Origin of the sequence: Leptospira levettii, assembly GCF_002812085.1 — a bacterium.
Lineage (GTDB): Bacteria > Spirochaetota > Leptospiria > Leptospirales > Leptospiraceae > Leptospira_A > Leptospira_A levettii.
Genome location: NZ_NPDM01000001.1, coordinates 214188 through 230826, shown reverse-complemented (window position 1 = coordinate 230826; position 16639 = coordinate 214188). Strand labels below are relative to the sequence as shown.

16 protein-coding genes are annotated in these 16639 nt (G+C 37.6%); 11 read left to right on the top strand and 5 right to left on the bottom strand.

The genetic code is table 11. The features are described 5' to 3' along the window. Positions 1–63: 63 nt before the first annotated feature. The gene (locus tag CH354_RS01000) at positions 64–1227 is read left to right on the top strand and encodes a tetratricopeptide repeat protein (protein WP_100726290.1); all 1164 of its coding nucleotides are present in this window, start codon (positions 64–66) and stop codon (positions 1225–1227) included. On the opposite strand, the gene CH354_RS00995 is transcribed toward CH354_RS01000, so the two are convergent. Further along, positions 1219–2508, bottom strand: coding sequence for a DUF1577 domain-containing protein (locus CH354_RS00995; RefSeq protein ID WP_100726291.1), 1290 nt, complete (start codon positions 2506–2508; stop codon positions 1219–1221). The two genes, CH354_RS01000 and CH354_RS00995, sit on opposite strands and share 9 nt — an antisense overlap. 92 nt (positions 2509–2600) lie before the next feature. Here CH354_RS00995 and CH354_RS00990 point away from each other — a divergent pair, with 92 nt between their 5' ends. From CH354_RS00990 to CH354_RS00950, 9 genes are all read left to right on the top strand, one after another. Continuing rightward, on the top strand, positions 2601–3128 hold the full coding sequence (locus tag CH354_RS00990; RefSeq protein ID WP_100726456.1) for a hypothetical protein: 528 nt from the start codon (positions 2601–2603) through the stop codon (positions 3126–3128). After that, complete coding sequence (locus tag CH354_RS00985) at positions 3112–3930, top strand: enoyl-CoA hydratase/isomerase family protein (RefSeq protein ID WP_100716326.1); 819 nt, start codon at positions 3112–3114, stop codon at positions 3928–3930. Before CH354_RS00990 ends, CH354_RS00985 begins: the two co-directional genes overlap by 17 nt. A 65-nt stretch (positions 3931–3995) precedes the next feature. Next, positions 3996–4694: a Crp/Fnr family transcriptional regulator gene (locus tag CH354_RS00980; RefSeq protein WP_100716327.1), complete on the top strand. Its 699-nt coding sequence runs from the start codon at positions 3996–3998 to the stop codon at positions 4692–4694. Between the two features lie 179 nt (positions 4695–4873). Continuing rightward, a complete protein-coding gene (locus CH354_RS00975; protein ID WP_100716328.1) occupies positions 4874–5827 on the top strand; it encodes a rhomboid family intramembrane serine protease in 954 nt (317 codons plus the stop codon). Between the two features lie 49 nt (positions 5828–5876). Further along, positions 5877–6344 carry an LIC11177 family protein gene (locus CH354_RS00970; protein WP_100726292.1) on the top strand — a complete coding sequence of 156 codons (468 nt, stop codon included), beginning with the start codon at positions 5877–5879 and terminating at the stop codon, positions 6342–6344. A gap of 254 nt (positions 6345–6598) precedes the next feature. Further along, positions 6599–7180, top strand: a complete 582-nt coding sequence (hisB, locus tag CH354_RS00965; protein WP_165780321.1) for an imidazoleglycerol-phosphate dehydratase HisB — start codon at positions 6599–6601, stop codon at positions 7178–7180. Next, positions 7177–7803: an imidazole glycerol phosphate synthase subunit HisH gene (gene hisH / locus CH354_RS00960; protein WP_100716331.1), complete on the top strand. Its 627-nt coding sequence runs from the start codon at positions 7177–7179 to the stop codon at positions 7801–7803. The genes hisB and hisH overlap by 4 nt, the downstream gene beginning before the upstream one ends. Beyond that, positions 7803–8546, top strand: a complete 744-nt coding sequence (hisA, locus tag CH354_RS00955; RefSeq protein ID WP_100726293.1) for a 1-(5-phosphoribosyl)-5-[(5-phosphoribosylamino)methylideneamino]imidazole-4-carboxamide isomerase — start codon at positions 7803–7805, stop codon at positions 8544–8546. Before hisH ends, hisA begins: the two co-directional genes overlap by 1 nt. 2 nt (positions 8547–8548) lie before the next feature. Continuing rightward, a complete protein-coding gene (locus CH354_RS00950) occupies positions 8549–9781 on the top strand; it encodes a vitamin K epoxide reductase/DsbA family protein (protein WP_100726294.1) in 1233 nt (410 codons plus the stop codon). An 18-nt stretch (positions 9782–9799) separates the two neighbouring features. Here the strand turns inward: CH354_RS00950 and CH354_RS00945 are convergent, their stop codons facing one another. From CH354_RS00945 to CH354_RS00930, 4 genes are read right to left on the bottom strand one after another with little or no spacing between them, the layout of a single operon-like run. Next, positions 9800–10786 carry an N-acetylneuraminate synthase family protein gene (locus CH354_RS00945; RefSeq protein ID WP_100726295.1) on the bottom strand — a complete coding sequence of 329 codons (987 nt, stop codon included), beginning with the start codon at positions 10784–10786 and terminating at the stop codon, positions 9800–9802. Positions 10787–10816: 30 nt separating this feature from the next. Continuing rightward, positions 10817–12889 (bottom strand): ferrous iron transport protein B, encoded by a 2073-nt coding sequence (gene feoB, locus CH354_RS00940; protein WP_100726296.1) that lies wholly within the window; start codon positions 12887–12889, stop codon positions 10817–10819. Between the two features lie 3 nt (positions 12890–12892). Beyond that, a complete protein-coding gene (locus tag CH354_RS00935) occupies positions 12893–13126 on the bottom strand; it encodes a FeoA family protein (RefSeq protein ID WP_100726297.1) in 234 nt (77 codons plus the stop codon). Next, the gene (locus CH354_RS00930) at positions 13123–14427 is read right to left on the bottom strand and encodes an ABC1 kinase family protein (RefSeq protein WP_100726298.1); all 1305 of its coding nucleotides are present in this window, start codon (positions 14425–14427) and stop codon (positions 13123–13125) included. Before CH354_RS00930 ends, CH354_RS00935 begins: the two co-directional genes overlap by 4 nt. A gap of 115 nt (positions 14428–14542) precedes the next feature. Between CH354_RS00930 and CH354_RS00925 the strand changes: the two genes are divergently transcribed. Beyond that, the gene (locus CH354_RS00925; RefSeq protein WP_100716338.1) at positions 14543–16543 is read left to right on the top strand and encodes a helicase; all 2001 of its coding nucleotides are present in this window, start codon (positions 14543–14545) and stop codon (positions 16541–16543) included. Positions 16544–16639: the final 96 nt, after the last annotated feature.

The following is a 16639-nucleotide window of genomic DNA, read 5'->3' as shown; positions in this document are numbered from 1 at the left end:
CATTTGGGTAGGGTTTCAATTTTCTTCTCTTCCCATTTTTGTTTTGGTCGATTCTTACATTAGATGGTTCGGCCCTTCATTTTTCCATTTTTATTCGTATCGTTTCTGTTTGCGCAGTCACCATCTGATCGTATGGCATTTGCCTTTCGAAGCCAATCCTCTTTAGATCCACTTCGTATGATTGTTGTGGGGGAAGTGGTTGGGATTGAAAAAGCGAGTTTTTACGAAGTTGATAAACTCTCACAAGAATTAGAAGTAGATACAAGGCCAGACACTGTCACAATCAAAGTGGCAGATCCAAAAGGCATTCGAGTTGGCCAAACCTTATATTTACTCGAGAAAAACCAAGACCACAAAACGTTTCGTGATGCTAACATCGTGGGAATGATCACTGTTAAATCTGTATACCTCACTACTTTTTTTGGATGGCAGGTGCGTGGGGAAGGTTACCTTCGTTTGATCGAAGATAGGCCAGTCACGGCTGCAAGGATGCTCGATACGACTAAGTATGAAGAAGCATTTATCGCAAAAAAACAAGGTGATCATTATTTTGCGAAAGGCCAAATGGATGAAGCCCTTCGCAAATACAAACATGCTGTATCTTTAGATCAAAGTTCACCTGATTTACATTATGCGTTAGGAAAAGCCCATTGGAAAGATGGAGAAGGGTATGTATCAACTGCCTTTGAATATTCCATGGCTTGGAAAAATAGAGAACGATTTTCGAATCCCCAAGAACGTTTGTTATTCCTTGTAGACTATTTACGGTTTTTGACTTTTTATTTCAAAGTGGAAGGGAAAGAAAATAAAAAACAATTAGAACTGATGCCACAGGTAGCAAAAGAAGCACGTACATTATATCCAAAAATATACGAAGTTTGGTTGTATAGTTTTGAAGTGACTTACTTAAGTTTATTACATACAAATTTAGCTGGGAATACAGTTGATCTTCGCAAAACAAGGGATGAACTTGCCAGTCGTTCAGAAGAATTTTTGAACAAAGCTTACTCTCTTAGAAAATCAGACTATTACCTACATAAATTAGCATGTGAGTTTTACAATTTACGTTGGAAAGAAACAAGAGGAACCAATGAAGAAACCACATATCGATCCAAACTTGTAGAACACGGTAAACTTTTGCGATTGTATTATACTGGCGAAACTACCTTGTCGGAAGATTTACTCAATGCAATTCGGCTTGCTGAAAAACAATCTGGATTACTCTGAAAGTATTTTCATACTTTTTTCAAATAAATAAGATTCTAAAAACAACATATCGTCTGGTGCTGAGCTAAAATAGTTCACACCTAGATGGTAGTGATCTCCTTTATCTAAAAAACGAATGATTTCACCCCTTAGGATCATGGTCCTTTCTTTATTTAATGGGATAAACATTTTGATGATATTGTGTCGTTTTAAATAATGAAACAATCGTTTGTCATAGATTTCAAAAAGTAAACCATCCAATGATATGTCGACAACTTTGGTTGTGGATTGCATGGTTTCATAACTTCCATACTGAATCGCAATTTTTGTGAATACATAGCTGATGATTTCAGCCAATTCAAAAATATAAATGGCTTGGTTTTGTGAAATTGTAAATCGTTCCATTGCAGTGGAATACACTTTGATATAACCCACAACATCTTCGTACAATCGGATTGGTGTAATGATATAAGAAACATAGAAATTTCTGGACTCGTGTTTTCTCATGGATTCAAAAAAATCCAAAGCAAATTCATCGCCTAATTCCTTTGCCATCTCCTTGTGTTCCGAAAAATAATTAAATAACACATCATCTTTTGGCTCATTGATATAAGAGGTGATCCGATTACAATCAGGGATGTAGATCGTTTTCCCGGTGCGAAGAATTGTTTTTTTAGTAAAATCATCAAATTCGTTTAATTTTTCATCTTCTTTGTAAAAATGAATTTCATAGTCTTTGGAAATTCTTTCGATTGCCTCAGTTAACATAATATTGATGAGTTTACTGTCAGGTCTATCTTTTCGTACTTCCTTCATTAGGTGAGGGAACCTGCTTTCTGCATAAAGGTTTTTCCCAACTTCCCTTGACCCTCCCGACAAACTTCGAAAGAGAATGATAAAATTCATGAACAAATCATCTACGGGGATCCGTTTATTCGTTCTTAGCTGGTATGATTGCAACTCCGTCGGAGTTTTGATGACAATTTGGTCTTTTTGGATATCAAGGATGACAACTTCAAACTGATAATTGATGTTCATTACCTCAAATCGAACGCGGGCTCTGCGGGAACCTTTTTCGACGAGGTCAGGGATCATGAGAGTGACTGTATGAGCTTCAATTTCCTCAACGGCAGCGACTAAGTTATCCTCTTCATAGATAAATTCAAACTCTCTGTTGTCAGCTTTTAAGTAATAAAAGAGGTGTTTAACAATATTGACATCGGATCCAATAATCGTCTCATCGAATAACGATTCTAAAATCGTGATGAGTTCCTGCATCGAATCCGTTCTGCCGATTGCCATACTAAAATTATCGATTTTTAGAGGTCCAAAACTGATTTTCTGGTAGAGAAAATATGCCAGAAAACGACAGAATCCGCCGAAATGGGAAGTATATGGAACTAACTCTCCCCAAACATGTAAATCCTGAGCTGATGCCAATGATCCGACAAGGACTCCTAAGTCCTGAAAAGGTAGCCATTCTGTCGGAACTGCATTCCATAGTGGAACGATTTGCAGGGTGTTTGTATACTGATGAAGAGGCCCAAAAGAAAATTTTGGAAAAAACTGGATCTCTCCCTGATCTCATCACATGGGGTGATTATTTCCAAACAGAAGTTGCATCCCGTTATTACTTAGAATCAGAAGATTCACTTCGCAGGATCATCGATACAATCCGATTTGATTTGATTTCTTCCCATTTGATTTTTTCTGGAAAACCAGACCACTACAAAGACAAAATCAGAGCTGATGTTTTGTTTAGCAAAGGCATAGACTCAGTTTTACCAAATAAAAATTTGGAAAGCCAACACTTAGAAATTTTACTCAATTACTTTGAAAATATGGAAATTGGGAATAAACCTTTATCTTTACAAGATAAAGCCTGGTACGAATCCTTTCAGATAGATGAAATCGCGATTTGAAGCCAAAGAGTATGAATTCCTAGAAATAGAATCCCGTGAAACAGAAGATGGAACCATCCTTTCCATCTTCTTAAACAATCCTTCTTCCCGTAATTCCATGACATGGAAAATGGGAGAAGAGTTTTCCCATCTCATTCATTCCATACGCAAACAAAAAAAATTACCGAGAGCCGTTATCATCTCTGGTCGAAATGATGTATTCTGCGCAGGTGGTGATTTGAATTTATTACGATCATTTTCAGAGAAAAGTTTTTCACAAAACAGACGTGATATGAGAAAGTTCTATGGTTTCTTTTTATCTGTGCGAAAACTTCCTGTTCCTGTCATTGCTGCCGTGAATGGACATGCAATTGGTGCAGGTCTTTCCTTAACGTTTGGATGTGACTTACGTATTTTTGCAAGTGATGGGAAGTATTCGTTTAATTTTGTCCGTTTGGGGATCCACCCAGGGATGGGATCGAGTTTCCTTGCCCCAGAACTTCTGGGAAAAAGTTTAGGTGGTAGATTACTCCTCACAGGTGAAACATTTAACGGGGAGTTGGCAAAAGAGTGGAATCTTGCCTTGGATGCTGTTCCCAAATCATCTGTGTATGAACGTGCGATGGAACTTGCCCTTTCCTTATCAAAAGCAGCACCACTTGCCTTACAAGAACTCAAACAAAATTTGTACTCTTGGAAACAGTTGGATTCAGCATTAAAAAAAGAAGCGGAATCCCAAGCGCGAAACTTTATCTCAGATGACTTTAAAGAGACCATCCAGAGTATTATAGAAAAACGAGATCCTAAATTTAAGGGTAAATAAAATTTTAGAAAGTTTCTAAAATTTTGTCTCGACAAGCGACTGGTAAGGGGTTACATAAAAGTTCGATGTCTGACCTTCCTCTCAATCCTGATTGTTTTTTATGTGATTATAAAAATCATAATGTGCTCCATTGTGCAGCCCATGAAACAATTGAACGAATCAATGCAGGGAAAGATTTTACGATCTTCCCTCGTGGCAAACACCTCGTCACTGCAGGTGTAAAGGCCGAAGGATTTTTTTTCATCAAATCAGGACTCGTACGCAGTTATGTGCAACTCGCCAGTGGAAAAGAACAAACCCTTCGTTTGAGTGGGCCTGGTGATTGGGTAGGTTTTCGCGATTGTATTTCTGATTCCATTTCCCATCATAATGTTGTCGCTGTAGAAGACACTCACGCTTGTTACATCACGGGTGCTCTCATTGATGCTCTTGTCAAAGACGATAGTAATTTCCAAAAAGAAGTATTCCGCCAAATGGCCAAAGAGTGGCGTGAGATGGAAGAACATGTGGTTTCCCTCGGGACCAAACAAGTCCATGAAAAATTAGCAGAGATCCTCATCGTTTTGGACAATGCACAAGGACGCAAAAACCATGTGGAATTAAAAGTCACAAGGGATGTACTTGCTACATTTATTGGTACAAAAACGGAAACCTTGGTACGCGCGCTTTCGGATCTCAAAGCCAGAGAATTTATCTCCGTCGACAAAAACCGCATCGACATTCTGAACAGAGATGCGTTGTATTCTCTCTCAAAAATTGCCTAAATTTTTCTCCCAACTATTAAGCAAGAGCCAAGGTTTTCCGATGGTAGAAGTGATTGATAATCAAGGTAGGGTCTGTTGCCTGATTTTACCTTAAATCACTCCCGGGGGGCTTCCGAAAGGATTCCCCCTTTTTTTATTTCCCTTGTTTCTTTCCCTAGACTCTAAATTTTGGAAGTACCATGAGTAGAAATCGAAGCCAGGGCCCTAGTTTGTTCGGGAATCCGATCCTTCATCCTTTAAATGTAATTTTAATCCTCAATTGTTTTATCTTTTTTTTACAATACTTCGCAAACCAACAATTGATCTTTCGATTTGGACTCACTCCTGACTTCGTACTCAGTGGAGAAATTTGGCAAATATTGACTTATGGATTTTTACACGAGGTTGGATTATTACCTATCCATCTTTTGTTTAATATGTATGCAATGTACATGTTAGGGAGTAACATCATACCGATCATTGGGAAATCGAAGTTTATCATTTTATACTTTTTATCTCAGATTGGTGCAGGTATTTTTGTAGTAGGTTCAGCATATCTGAACGTTATGTTAGGTGGCGGAATTTCTGTATTAGAATCCATGACCTCACAAACAATTGGTGCCTCAGGTGCAGTTTTCGGCTTACTTGCGTTATTCGGTCTATTCTATCCGAATGCAGAATTGTTATTATTCATTTTCCCTGTGAAGGCAAAAAATGCTGTATGGGTATCTCTTGTGATTGGATATTTGATTTCCCAATTTGGAAATGCACCCATTTCGAATACCTGCCATTTGGGTGGTGCAATGACTGCTTGGTTACTTGTGAAACTTTTTCCCAAACAATTTTTACCAACAACATTACCATACCTTCCTGGAATGGAATGGGAATCATCTAGGCAATCGGAATCAATCCCACAACAAAAACCAAAAGTGGTGCCTGTGGAAGATTTGTTTTTGGACCAAAAAAAACTCAATGAAACTGTCTTACGACAAATTGAATCTAAAAAAGATCGAACTTCGGTGATTCATTATTTACAACCATTACAAGTGGAAAACGCTAATATTTGCCCTCCTTCTACGTATAATACCGAAGATCCGATTTGTTTACGGTGTGAGTGGTTGCCAAATTGTGCCTTACGAAAGGTTCAGGAATAATTTTTCGTCTAATTTCTTGACACTCATTTGAGATGGGGATAATGAAACTATGCCTGAAGAAAAAAAGTCCTCTGTGGATGAGGTATTAAAACGCGAAAAATTAGCAAAAGACTTCGAAAAGGAAAAACGAGTTTCCGAACAGAAGGCAATCGAACAAGCAGCCTCTAAATTGTCCTCACAGAGCCAAGTTGTCACAGAGACTTCCAAATCTTCCAAATTCATCACGAATATCGATATCGCCTTTTCTCAGGCAAAATCAGATTTGCGGTATTATTTTTTGAATGATGGCAATTATGCCGATGAATTCAAACGAATGTTTGTCGAAAACGAAGCGATTTTCAAACGATATGGAATCACGAGCCAAAAGTATATGGAATACATTCGTGAATCCTTCGATCGTTATAAAAAAATCCATGACATGATGCCTCTCGATCCTATGAAACCGAAACACTTTAAATATGTGGAAGATTCGATCTCTGAACTCATCCGCATGTTCAACCAAAGGTTTGGAAAATAAATTGGAAATTTTAGAAAAAAGGATCGGATTTCCCTAAAAAATTGAGAAGGATTTTTGATTGGTTTGTTAGTTCCCATAGAGGGACATATTTGGACTCACGTTGGAAACGGATTTTGGTTTTTGTTTTGGTAGCATTGGTTTATTGTTTTTGGGTATTTATTGGTTATAATTTGGTAGGTGTTTTGAGCCTCGCTTCCTAAATCGTTTACATTCTCTCTTGACATCAGGGTTTTCTACCAAACATGCTTAGGAATATGGTGGAATCCAGAAAAACATCCGAAACGGACATCCGCTTGGACCTAAACCTCCGAGGCAGTGGTGTTTATTCATTCGATACAGAAATCCCTTTTTTCGAGCATATGCTCTCTCATATTGCCAAACACGGTCTCATCGATATGGACTTAAAACTTCGCGGGGATATTGGTATTGATTGCCACCATTCCGTGGAAGACACAGCCATTTTACTTGGACAAATGATCCACAACCAACTCGGGGACAAAAAAGGAATCTTTCGGTATGGAAATTTCACTCTTCCGATGGATGAAGTTCTAACCACTGTAGCAGTTGACTTGGGTGGAAGATTTTATTTTAAGTATACGGGACCACAACTTGATGGAAAGTTTGGAATCTACGACGCCGAACTAACGTTAGAGTTTTTACAAAAACTAGCACTTAACGCAAAAATGAACCTTCATGTTGTGGTACATTACGGTGAAAACAGACACCACATCCACGAATCCATCTTTAAAGCCTTAGGAAAAGCATTACGCCAAGCAATTTCGATTGATTCCAGTGCCAAAGACCAAATTCCTTCCACTAAAGGAATGCTCGAGTGATTGCTGTTTTAGATTTTGGAATGGGGAATATCCATTCCTTATTAAAAGCAGTTTCATTGTATACTGATGATTTTGTTTTTACTAACGATCCAAACAAAGTAAAATCAGCAGATAAAATCATTTTACCGGGTGACGGACATTTTGACAAAGCGATGCAAAATCTAAATGAGTTAGGATTTGTTTCTATTATCAAAGAGCATATTGCCGCAAAAAAATATTTATTTGGTATATGTATCGGTTATCAAGTGTTATTTGAAGATTCAGATGAGACTAATAAAATTGGTTCTACAATACCTGGGTTAGGGCTCATCAGAGGCAAAATCAGAAAGTTTGAAGGTAAACCCAATCTCAAGGTTCCTCATATGGGATGGAACAAACTCTTTGATATAAAACAAAAAAATACAAAACTCCTAAAGGGAATTCCAAACGAATCCTTTATGTACTTCATTCATTCCTATAGACCTGTTGGTGTTGATCGTTTGGATATAACAGCTAACTGCCATTATTATGGAGAATCGTTCCCGGCCGTAGTTGAAAAGGAAACAATTTTTGGAACTCAATTCCATCCAGAAAAATCAGACAAAATTGGACTTGGAATCCTAAAAAACTTTATCGAACTCTAATGTTAGTATTACCAGCAATTGACTTACTCGACAATGAAGCAGTCCGCCTATTACAGGGAGACTACTCTAAAAAAACTGTTTATTCTTCTTCCCCCGAAAAAATGATCCAAGTATTTGAAAAACAGGGCGCAACTCTCATCCATATAGTGGATTTAAATGCAGCCAAAACTGGAAAATCAGAAAATGGGAAAACAATCAAAAAAATCAAAGAGGAATGCTCCGTCGAACTTGAACTAGGTGGGGGAATTCGCTCCATCGAAAATATGAAATTTTATGATGGGCTTGGAGTTTCACGTTTTATCTTAGGCACTGTTGCAGTGGAAGATCCAAAAGTTGTCGAAAAAGGTTTAGAATTATTTGGACAAAATCGAATTGTCATTGGTGTAGATGCTAAGAATGGTTATGTGAGAACTAAAGGTTGGGAAACCAATTCTGGAATTTTATACAAAGATTTTTTAAAGACAATGTATGGTATGGGAGTCCGCCATGTAATTTTCACGGACATATCCAAAGATGGAATGATGGAAGGACCCAATACAGATGTGTACGTTGAATTACTTACAGAGTTTCCTGATTTACAATTGGTTGCTTCTGGTGGGGTTTCTAAAACTGAAGATTTGGTAACTTTATTTGAAAAAACGAATGGAAAATTGTTTGGTGCCATCACAGGTAAAGCCATTTATGAAGGAAAATTAGATCTAAAAGAAAGTATCAGGATTCTAAATCAAAAGAGGGAAAAGTAGAAATGAATCGTAAAAATTTGGCAATCGGTGGTCTCGTCGTAGGAGTTTTAGGACTTCTTTTTTCGTTCCTATTGGCAGTAGAGTATTTTGGAATTGGAACTGATAATGTAGCTGGAGCCGCTTGTTCTGCATTAGGTGGTGGAGATTCTTGTTTAAAAGTCGCCGAAAGTTCTTACTCAGCCATTCCTGGTGTTCCCTTTTTAGGTAATGTTCCTATCGCCTTACTTGGGTTTGGATTTTATGGATTAATCACTTATGCATTTTATCTCATTTCTAAAAGTACAAATTCTGATGAAGTGGCAAAACTAATTTCTCTACTATTCCCAGTTTTGGTTTTAGGATTTATTTTTGATCTGATTCTTTTGGGAATTTCTGTGGGAATCATTGGGACAATTTGCCAATTGTGTTTTGTCACATACCTAGTCACCATCTCTCTTTTGGCAATTTTGTTTGTGTTATGGAAAACAGAAGGGAAACCAAAATTAAATATTTCATCTTCTTTAAAAGAAGGGATCACCACATTTGGACTCGTTTTCTTTTTTAGTTTTTCCGTTGGATTTGCATCGAGTAAAATGTGGGTGAAAAGTGAATCTTCGAATACCCTTGCCACATCTCGTGGAATGGATTCCAAAGAAATCCAAACAAAAATTGATGCTTTCTTTTTAGAACCAACACTTGGAATCAAAACCCAAGGTTCTCCATTCATTGGAAAAAAAGATGCACCTATCACAATTGTAAAGTATGCGGATTACAATTGTGGTCACTGCCTTCACACTAGCCATATATTACACACAGTGCTTTCTGAGTATGATGGAATGGTAAAAGTAGTGTATAAAAATTTTCCATTGGATGGTTCTTGTAACCGACTCATGCAACAACCAAGACCAGGGGCAACTTCTTGTGTGGCAGCTATGGCGGCGATTTGTGCAGACAAACAAGGAAAATTTGAACCGATGTACCGTGGATTGTATGATAACTTAGAAAAGGGAGTAGCTCATTCAGGTGCGAGTGTTGTGAATTTGGCAAACCTTATTGGTCTCAATGTTTCCACATTAAAAGCATGTATGGCTTCCAAAGAAGCTCAAAACCAATTGAATGCAGAAATTGACGAAGCAGAAAAATTGAATATCCAATCAACTCCTTCTCTTTTTATCAACGATCGTAAGATTGAAAGTGGAACACCAAATCCAGTATTTTTAAAAACATTATTGGAACAAATCATCCAAAAGATGTAAAACTATCGGCACCTAAACCTAATTAGGTGCCAATCGGATGGGTCCTTCTGGTAAAAGAGAAGGATCACCTACCTTTTCTAATTCCCAAGAATTTAATACTGTATTGTCTTTTGTATGGAGTGCAGGTCGTAGGCTAATCACTGATTTGTTTTGTTTATATAACGACCTACGGCCATAAAACCATCCATTTGTTTCTTCTGGATGTGTGTTTTTCCCATACTCACCTCGCATAAGATGGCTTTGTTTGGTATCGTCTGCCAATTTTCGAAAAGAAACTGGATCCATCGAAATGGTGTGGTCTGGTCCTTCCAAATTTCGATCGAGTGTGAAATGTTTTTCGATGACAACAGCACCAAAACCAATGGCGAGAGAGGAGGCAAGTGTCCCATCGGAATGGTCACTAAATCCAACAACATAATCTGTTGTATCTAAATAATAGGGAATGGATTGTAGATTCACTTTGTCTAGTGGTGTTGGGTACATGGATACACAATGTAATAGACAAACTTCCACTTTTTCTTTTTGGAATTTGTAAATGGCACGAATCACTTCTTCTGGTAAGGCCGCGCCGGTGGAGACTATGATAGGTTTTCCTGTTTTGATTACTTTGTTTAACAGAGATAAGTTGACGATATCTCCTGATGCAATTTTATAAATAGGAACATTGAGGTTTTCTAACAAATCCACTGCAGAATCGCAAAGGGGAGTGGAAAAAAAATCGAGTCCTAAATCCAAAGCTGTTTTTTGGAATTCACGATGAAAGTTTTCATCCAACTCATACTGTTTGAAGATATCAAATAAAAACTTTACATCAGGGTTTTTGGCATCAATGAATTCTTCTGTGCGGTAGGTTTGGAACTTGACCGCATGGGCACCTGATTCTTTTGCCTTTTCGATGGTGCGTTTCCCAATTTCTAAATTGGCATTATGATTGAGTCCAATTTCTGCCACCAAATAGGGACTTGAGTTGCGAGTTAGAGTTTTGTTCCCGATATGAAAATCCAAAGTAAACCTCTTGCATTCATTGTCGGCAGATTAAACAAATCCTAAAATTTTTCCTAATTGGTAAACCAGAAGTGAACTTGTGATGGCAAGTGTGGTCATATACAAAAACTGCACAGTAGGCCATAACAAACTCCCTGTTTCCTTTTTGGTAACGGCAAGTGTCGACATACATTGGCTTGCAAAGGCAAAAAAGAGTAGGAGGGAAACTCCAGTAAGGGGTGTCCAGACCAAGGTACCATCTGACCTACGATCAGACCTTAAGGTCTCTCGTAAGGATTCCGATTCTTCCCCTTCTTCTTCCGATCCGTATAATACAGCTAAGGTGGATACCATCACTTCTCTCGCGGCAAAGGAAGTAAGGATTGAAATTCCGATTTTCCAATCAAACCCAAGTGGTGCAATTGTTGGTTCCATCACCTTACCCACTCGACCGATGTAGGAAGTTTCGATGGGACTTGTTTTCCAAACATTGTCTTTATATTCCGCTGGAAAATGGCTTAAAAACCATAATAAGACAGAGATATAGAGAATGATTTGGCCAGCTGTCGCTAAAAATGATTTTACCTTACCATATACAGTGAAGAATAAACTTTTGAAAGAAGGAATGTTATACCTGGGTAATTCCATCACAAAGTATGATGCATTTTCTTTAAAAACAGTTTTTCTAAAGAGTAGTGCAAATGCAAAACTAACGATCATGCCGAGAAAAAACATTGAAAAAAGTACAAATCCTTGTACATTCAAAATCCCAAAAATTGGCGGGTAACTAAATACCGTACCGACAATCAAAATATAAACTGGGTATCTAGCCGAGCACATGATGAGAGGCGAAACCATAATAGTTGTTAATCGGTCTGATTTGTTTTCAATTGTCCTTGTTCCAAGGATAGCTGGCACTGCACAAGCGGCCGAAGAGAGAAGGGGGATAAACGACTTTCCTGATAAACCAAATTTACCCATAAGTCGGTCCATGAGAAAACTTGCACGAGCCAAATAACCAGATTCTTCTAAGATTCCAATGAATAAAAAGAGGAGGGCAATTTGAGGGACAAATACAACCACACTTCCAACTCCACCTAATATCCCTTCAACGAGAAGGGAACGAAACGGACCATCTGGTAAATACATCGTCGTGTATCCTTGCAATTGTGTAATTCCAACTTCAATCATATCCATTGGGATTTCTGCAAAAGTAAATAAACTTTGAAATAAAATTCCCATTAAAAGGAAAAAACATAAAAATCCCAGAATGGGGTGTAAAAAAATGGAATCTAATCTTTCTCCCAATCCTCCATTTTTCGAAATTGGAGATAAAATCGTTTCAGAGATGATTTTTTTAATGAATATGGATCTATGGATCATCTCTTCTTGGTAACCAAACTGGTAGTGAGTTGATTGTAATTCTTCAGATAAGATTTGTTTGGTTGAGTTTGGGAATTGGTTTAGATATCGATTGTCCTGTAAGTGAGTGTCTCCATTTAAATATTTTAAGGCTTGTGATAAAAAGAATTCTGCTTCGTTTGTATCGATGTTGAGTTGTTTCTTAAGTTTGGTAAATAAGGATTCCTCTTTTGGTTCCCACTTCCAAAGTCGTTTTTGTTTTCGAAAACAATTTTCATTTGAAAGTAGATTTTTTAGTTCAGGAATTCCTTCGCCTGATTTTGCATTTACGAGAACAATTTCTAATCCTAATGTTTGTTTTAGAGCATTTAGATCAAATTGGATTCGTTTTTTTTCCAATACATCTTTCATGGTGAGAACAACTAAAGTTGGTACACCCATATCAATGACTTGTAATAAGAATTGTAACCCTCGTTCTAAATTCAGGGCATCAAGTACATAAATGACTACTTCATCCTCTTTCCGTTTGAGTAAAATTTCGTAGGCAATTTTTTTATCTTCTGCAATTCCCCCAAGACCGTATGTTCCTGGTAAGTCGGTAATTTTTAATTCTAAGTTTGGTAAAGAAACGAAACCTTCTTTTTTTTCAACAGTGACACCGCTAAAGTTTCCTGTTTTTTGGTTTAGGCCAGTGAGTTGATTGAATAAAGTGGTTTTCCCACAATTTGGATTCCCGACTAGGTAAATGTTTTTTTGTTTCATCGTTTATTTGGTTTTTAGTAAAATCGCTTCTCCGTCCTTCATACGAAGCCCAATTGTGGTTTCACCAAGAGAACAAATCAGTTTACCAAGGTACTTCGATTTTGTTTTTAATCGAATTTCTGCACCAGGGAAAAAGCCAAGTTCCAATAGTTCTGTTAGCATTTGTTTGGGCAATTGGTCCATGTTAATGGACTGGATCACAGCAGAATCACCTTCGTGTAAATCGAGTAATGTCATGTTTTCCCGATTACAAAGTTTTGAGAGTCTCGGAATAAATTGATTTCAGGTGCCATGGATTTTACATAACGATCAAAGTATAACATTTGTTTCATGAGGAGGGCAAATTCTCTTGGAATTTTTAATCCATTTTTTTCAGCAATTTCCTTCATTTCGAACATGATTCGATTCACCTTCGATTCATCAAACATTTCGTTTTCAGTTAAATGTACGTAGACTGATTCTAATTCATTGAATACAGAATCTAACTCTTTGGCAAGTAGAGTAGGGTTCACTCCACTATCTGTTGAATCCATTTCCACAAGTCCTTTCGCCACGAGTGTTGGTTCACCAATTCCAATCCCTTGTGTGAAAAGCATTAACCCTCTCCAAATTTTTGGTGATATCCTTCCAACAATCCCAAAATCTATAAATCCAATACTTCCGTCTTTAAGGATCATTAAATTTCCAGCGTGAACATCTGCATGGAAAAAACCTTGGTTGGATAAAGAAGAAAACCAAATCTCTAGCGCATCACTTAATACTTTTCTTGGATTGTCTGTAAATTGTTTTAACCCTTTTTCATCTGTGATGGGAACTCCATAAAACCGTTCCATGGTTAATACTTTTTTGGTAGAAAGAGTATGATACACACGAGGCACTCTTGCCCTTGTTTCTTTCGCTTTTAACAGATAAGATTCGAACTCTTCGATATTTTTGGCTTCTTGGATAAAATCGATCTCTTGTAAGATCGAAGTTTGAAATTCTTGGAACATCGCAGTGAGTCCCGATTTTTTAAATTCAGGAGCTATGATTTCTAGAACTTTGGTGAGAATTCCTAAAATCTGCATGTCGGTTTTTAATGTTAGGTGGACGTCAGGTCTTTGTACTTTGACAACTACATCAAGGCCTTCTTTTGTCACGGCCGCATGTACTTGGGCGATGGAAGCTGAGGCAAGAGGTGTTTCTTCAAAACTATGGAAGAGGGATTCTAGTTTTCCACCTAGTTCCCGTTCGACAGAGGAACGGATTTCTCGGAATTGTACGGGTCTTACGGAATCAAGACAGGCTTGCATTTCTTCCACATACTCGATGGGAAAAAGAGATGGGGCACTTGCAATGAATTGACCCAGTTTGATATAGGTGGCACCTAATTGGGAAAAGGCTTCCCTGAGGGAGATGGCGATTTCTCTATGGTTTGGGTTTCCTTTTGCCAGTTTGGTTAGGATTCCAAGGAGTCTCGTAGAAAACACAAAACTGGAATGGGCCACACGAAGGCTTGAGTGGAGACCGAAAGATACTATTTCGGAAAAAGAGTCCATAAGCCCTAATTTGCGACCTAAATGGGGATTGGAAACGACAAAATGGACTCCGAACCTACAATTGAAATAGAGTTGCAGGATTAGGTCCCAACCAAAAACTTATCAAATCGCACCCATGAGCCAAGAAACTGTCCTGTACCAAGAGTTAGAGAAACTCGATCTCAATGAGATCAAAAAAATCGCAAGCCTTTGGAACATCCAAAAGATCCCAGGAAAGGACAAAAAATCGACCATTTTGGGTCTCATGGAGATTTTCCAAAACGAATTTTACCTAAAAGGTGTTTTGGAAAAGTTCACTCCCCTTCAAGTGAACATCCTCACCTCCATTTTGAAAAACAAAGGAGTGATGACCCTCGGAGAAATTTCAAGAAAGGTCAACATTCCTCCCATCAACGTGGAGATGGAACTAAACGTTCTTCGAAAGTACTATTTATTATACCAAAGAAAAAACCGCGAACGCCTTACTAATAATTTAGATAAATACCATACTTATGACGAATATCAAAAACTCATCAAAGTAGAAACAAATCCTAAGGGTGAAAAATTTAAGTATTCCATTGAGAAAACACTTCACAAAGCAACCCTTGCGGAACTTCCCGAGGAATGGAAGGAAGCAGTTGGTGCAAAAAAAGGCGAACACATTGAAACCTTTTTAAAGAATGCACTCAGTGCTGAAGTTTTACAAAAACTCATCGATGAACTCTCTGATTTTGATAAAGATGTATTACACCAAATTTACATACACGGTGGTGTGATCGAAGCCGAAACCATTCGCAATTACATCACAGTCAGTCGTGGGAAGTTTGAACAAACCATCCCTCACCTAACAGCACTTTATTTAGTTCGAGATTTGTATTATGTGGAAGACAAATTCATTCGTGTGATTGTCATTCCAAAGGAAATTCTCGACCATTTACAATTTTCTCCTATTTTACCTCCTGTAAAAAAGGGAACTCGTGTTCGTCAGGAAAAAATTTCTGCAAACGGACTCGATTTTTTCTTAAACGTAAAAAAACTCATTTCTTATATTTCTAGAAAAGGTTTGAACCTTGCCAAGTCAGGAAAAATCAAACAAGCGGATCATAAAAGAACAGAAACAGAACTTTTATCACCTGATATTGAAATATTCCCTGAAAAAAGCCAAGTTTATCAAATTGAACTCATTCTCCCCATCTTAAAACTGTTAGGTTATGTGGATATCAAGGGCGAAAATGTTATCTTAATCCAAGAAACAGATGAGTTCCTGAAAAAAGATATTTTTGAAATCATGAAACTTGTCATTCATGAAGTGAATGAAGCAAGGACTCGTAGGTTAAATCCCCCAGAAGTGTTTACTGCTACTGAAGTCCCTTTTTATGAAAAAGGAATTTTAGATAAAACTGTAAAACTCATTATGGCACACGGAAAAATCAATACATCAGTGATATTTTCCCATATCATTCGTGACCATTTGGTATTTTCTCCTACCTTCCAAATCAAAACATACGAAGAAGATTTGGCAGATCTCAGAAAAGAAATCATCTCTGCTATTTTTTACTTACAACTTTTTGGTCTCATCGAAGTGGAATACCCTCAAAGGAATCTAAGTTTATCAGAACTAGGACTCCATTACTTCAACCATGAGCCACTCGTAACGGTAACAGAAAAGGGTGGGATTACCATCAACCCAGACTTTTCGATCATTGCGTTCCCTGATCGAGTTTCCTTACATGGAATCCACTTACTCAAAGCGTTTTGTGAACTCAAAGATTATGATCGAGTGTATACGTTTTTACTTACCAAAGATAGTTTCCAATTGGGGATTTTACTTGGTTATGATAAAGAAACCTTTATCCATTTTTTACGTGAGTCTTCGAAAGCTGATCTTGCACAAAACTTACTCTTCTTACTCGATGATTGGGGAAACAATTTACCAATCGTAACGATTACAGAAGACTCTGTTCTCCTCCGAACAAAAGATTCCCAAGTGATGGAACTTCTACTTGGTCAAATCAAAGGGAAAAAATTTGTATTAGAAGAAGTGAGTCCAACAGGGATCATCATTGAAAAATCAAAAGTAATGGAAGTAATTGCCATTGCTGAAAAACTCAATATGATCATTCGATTGAATCGTTAAAATCTTTCCTGCATCAAGCAAGTATGGGTTCTCATTAGAACCATTCAAAAAAAAAGACCAACGATTGTTGGTCTTTTTTTTACCTTCCGTTTGAAG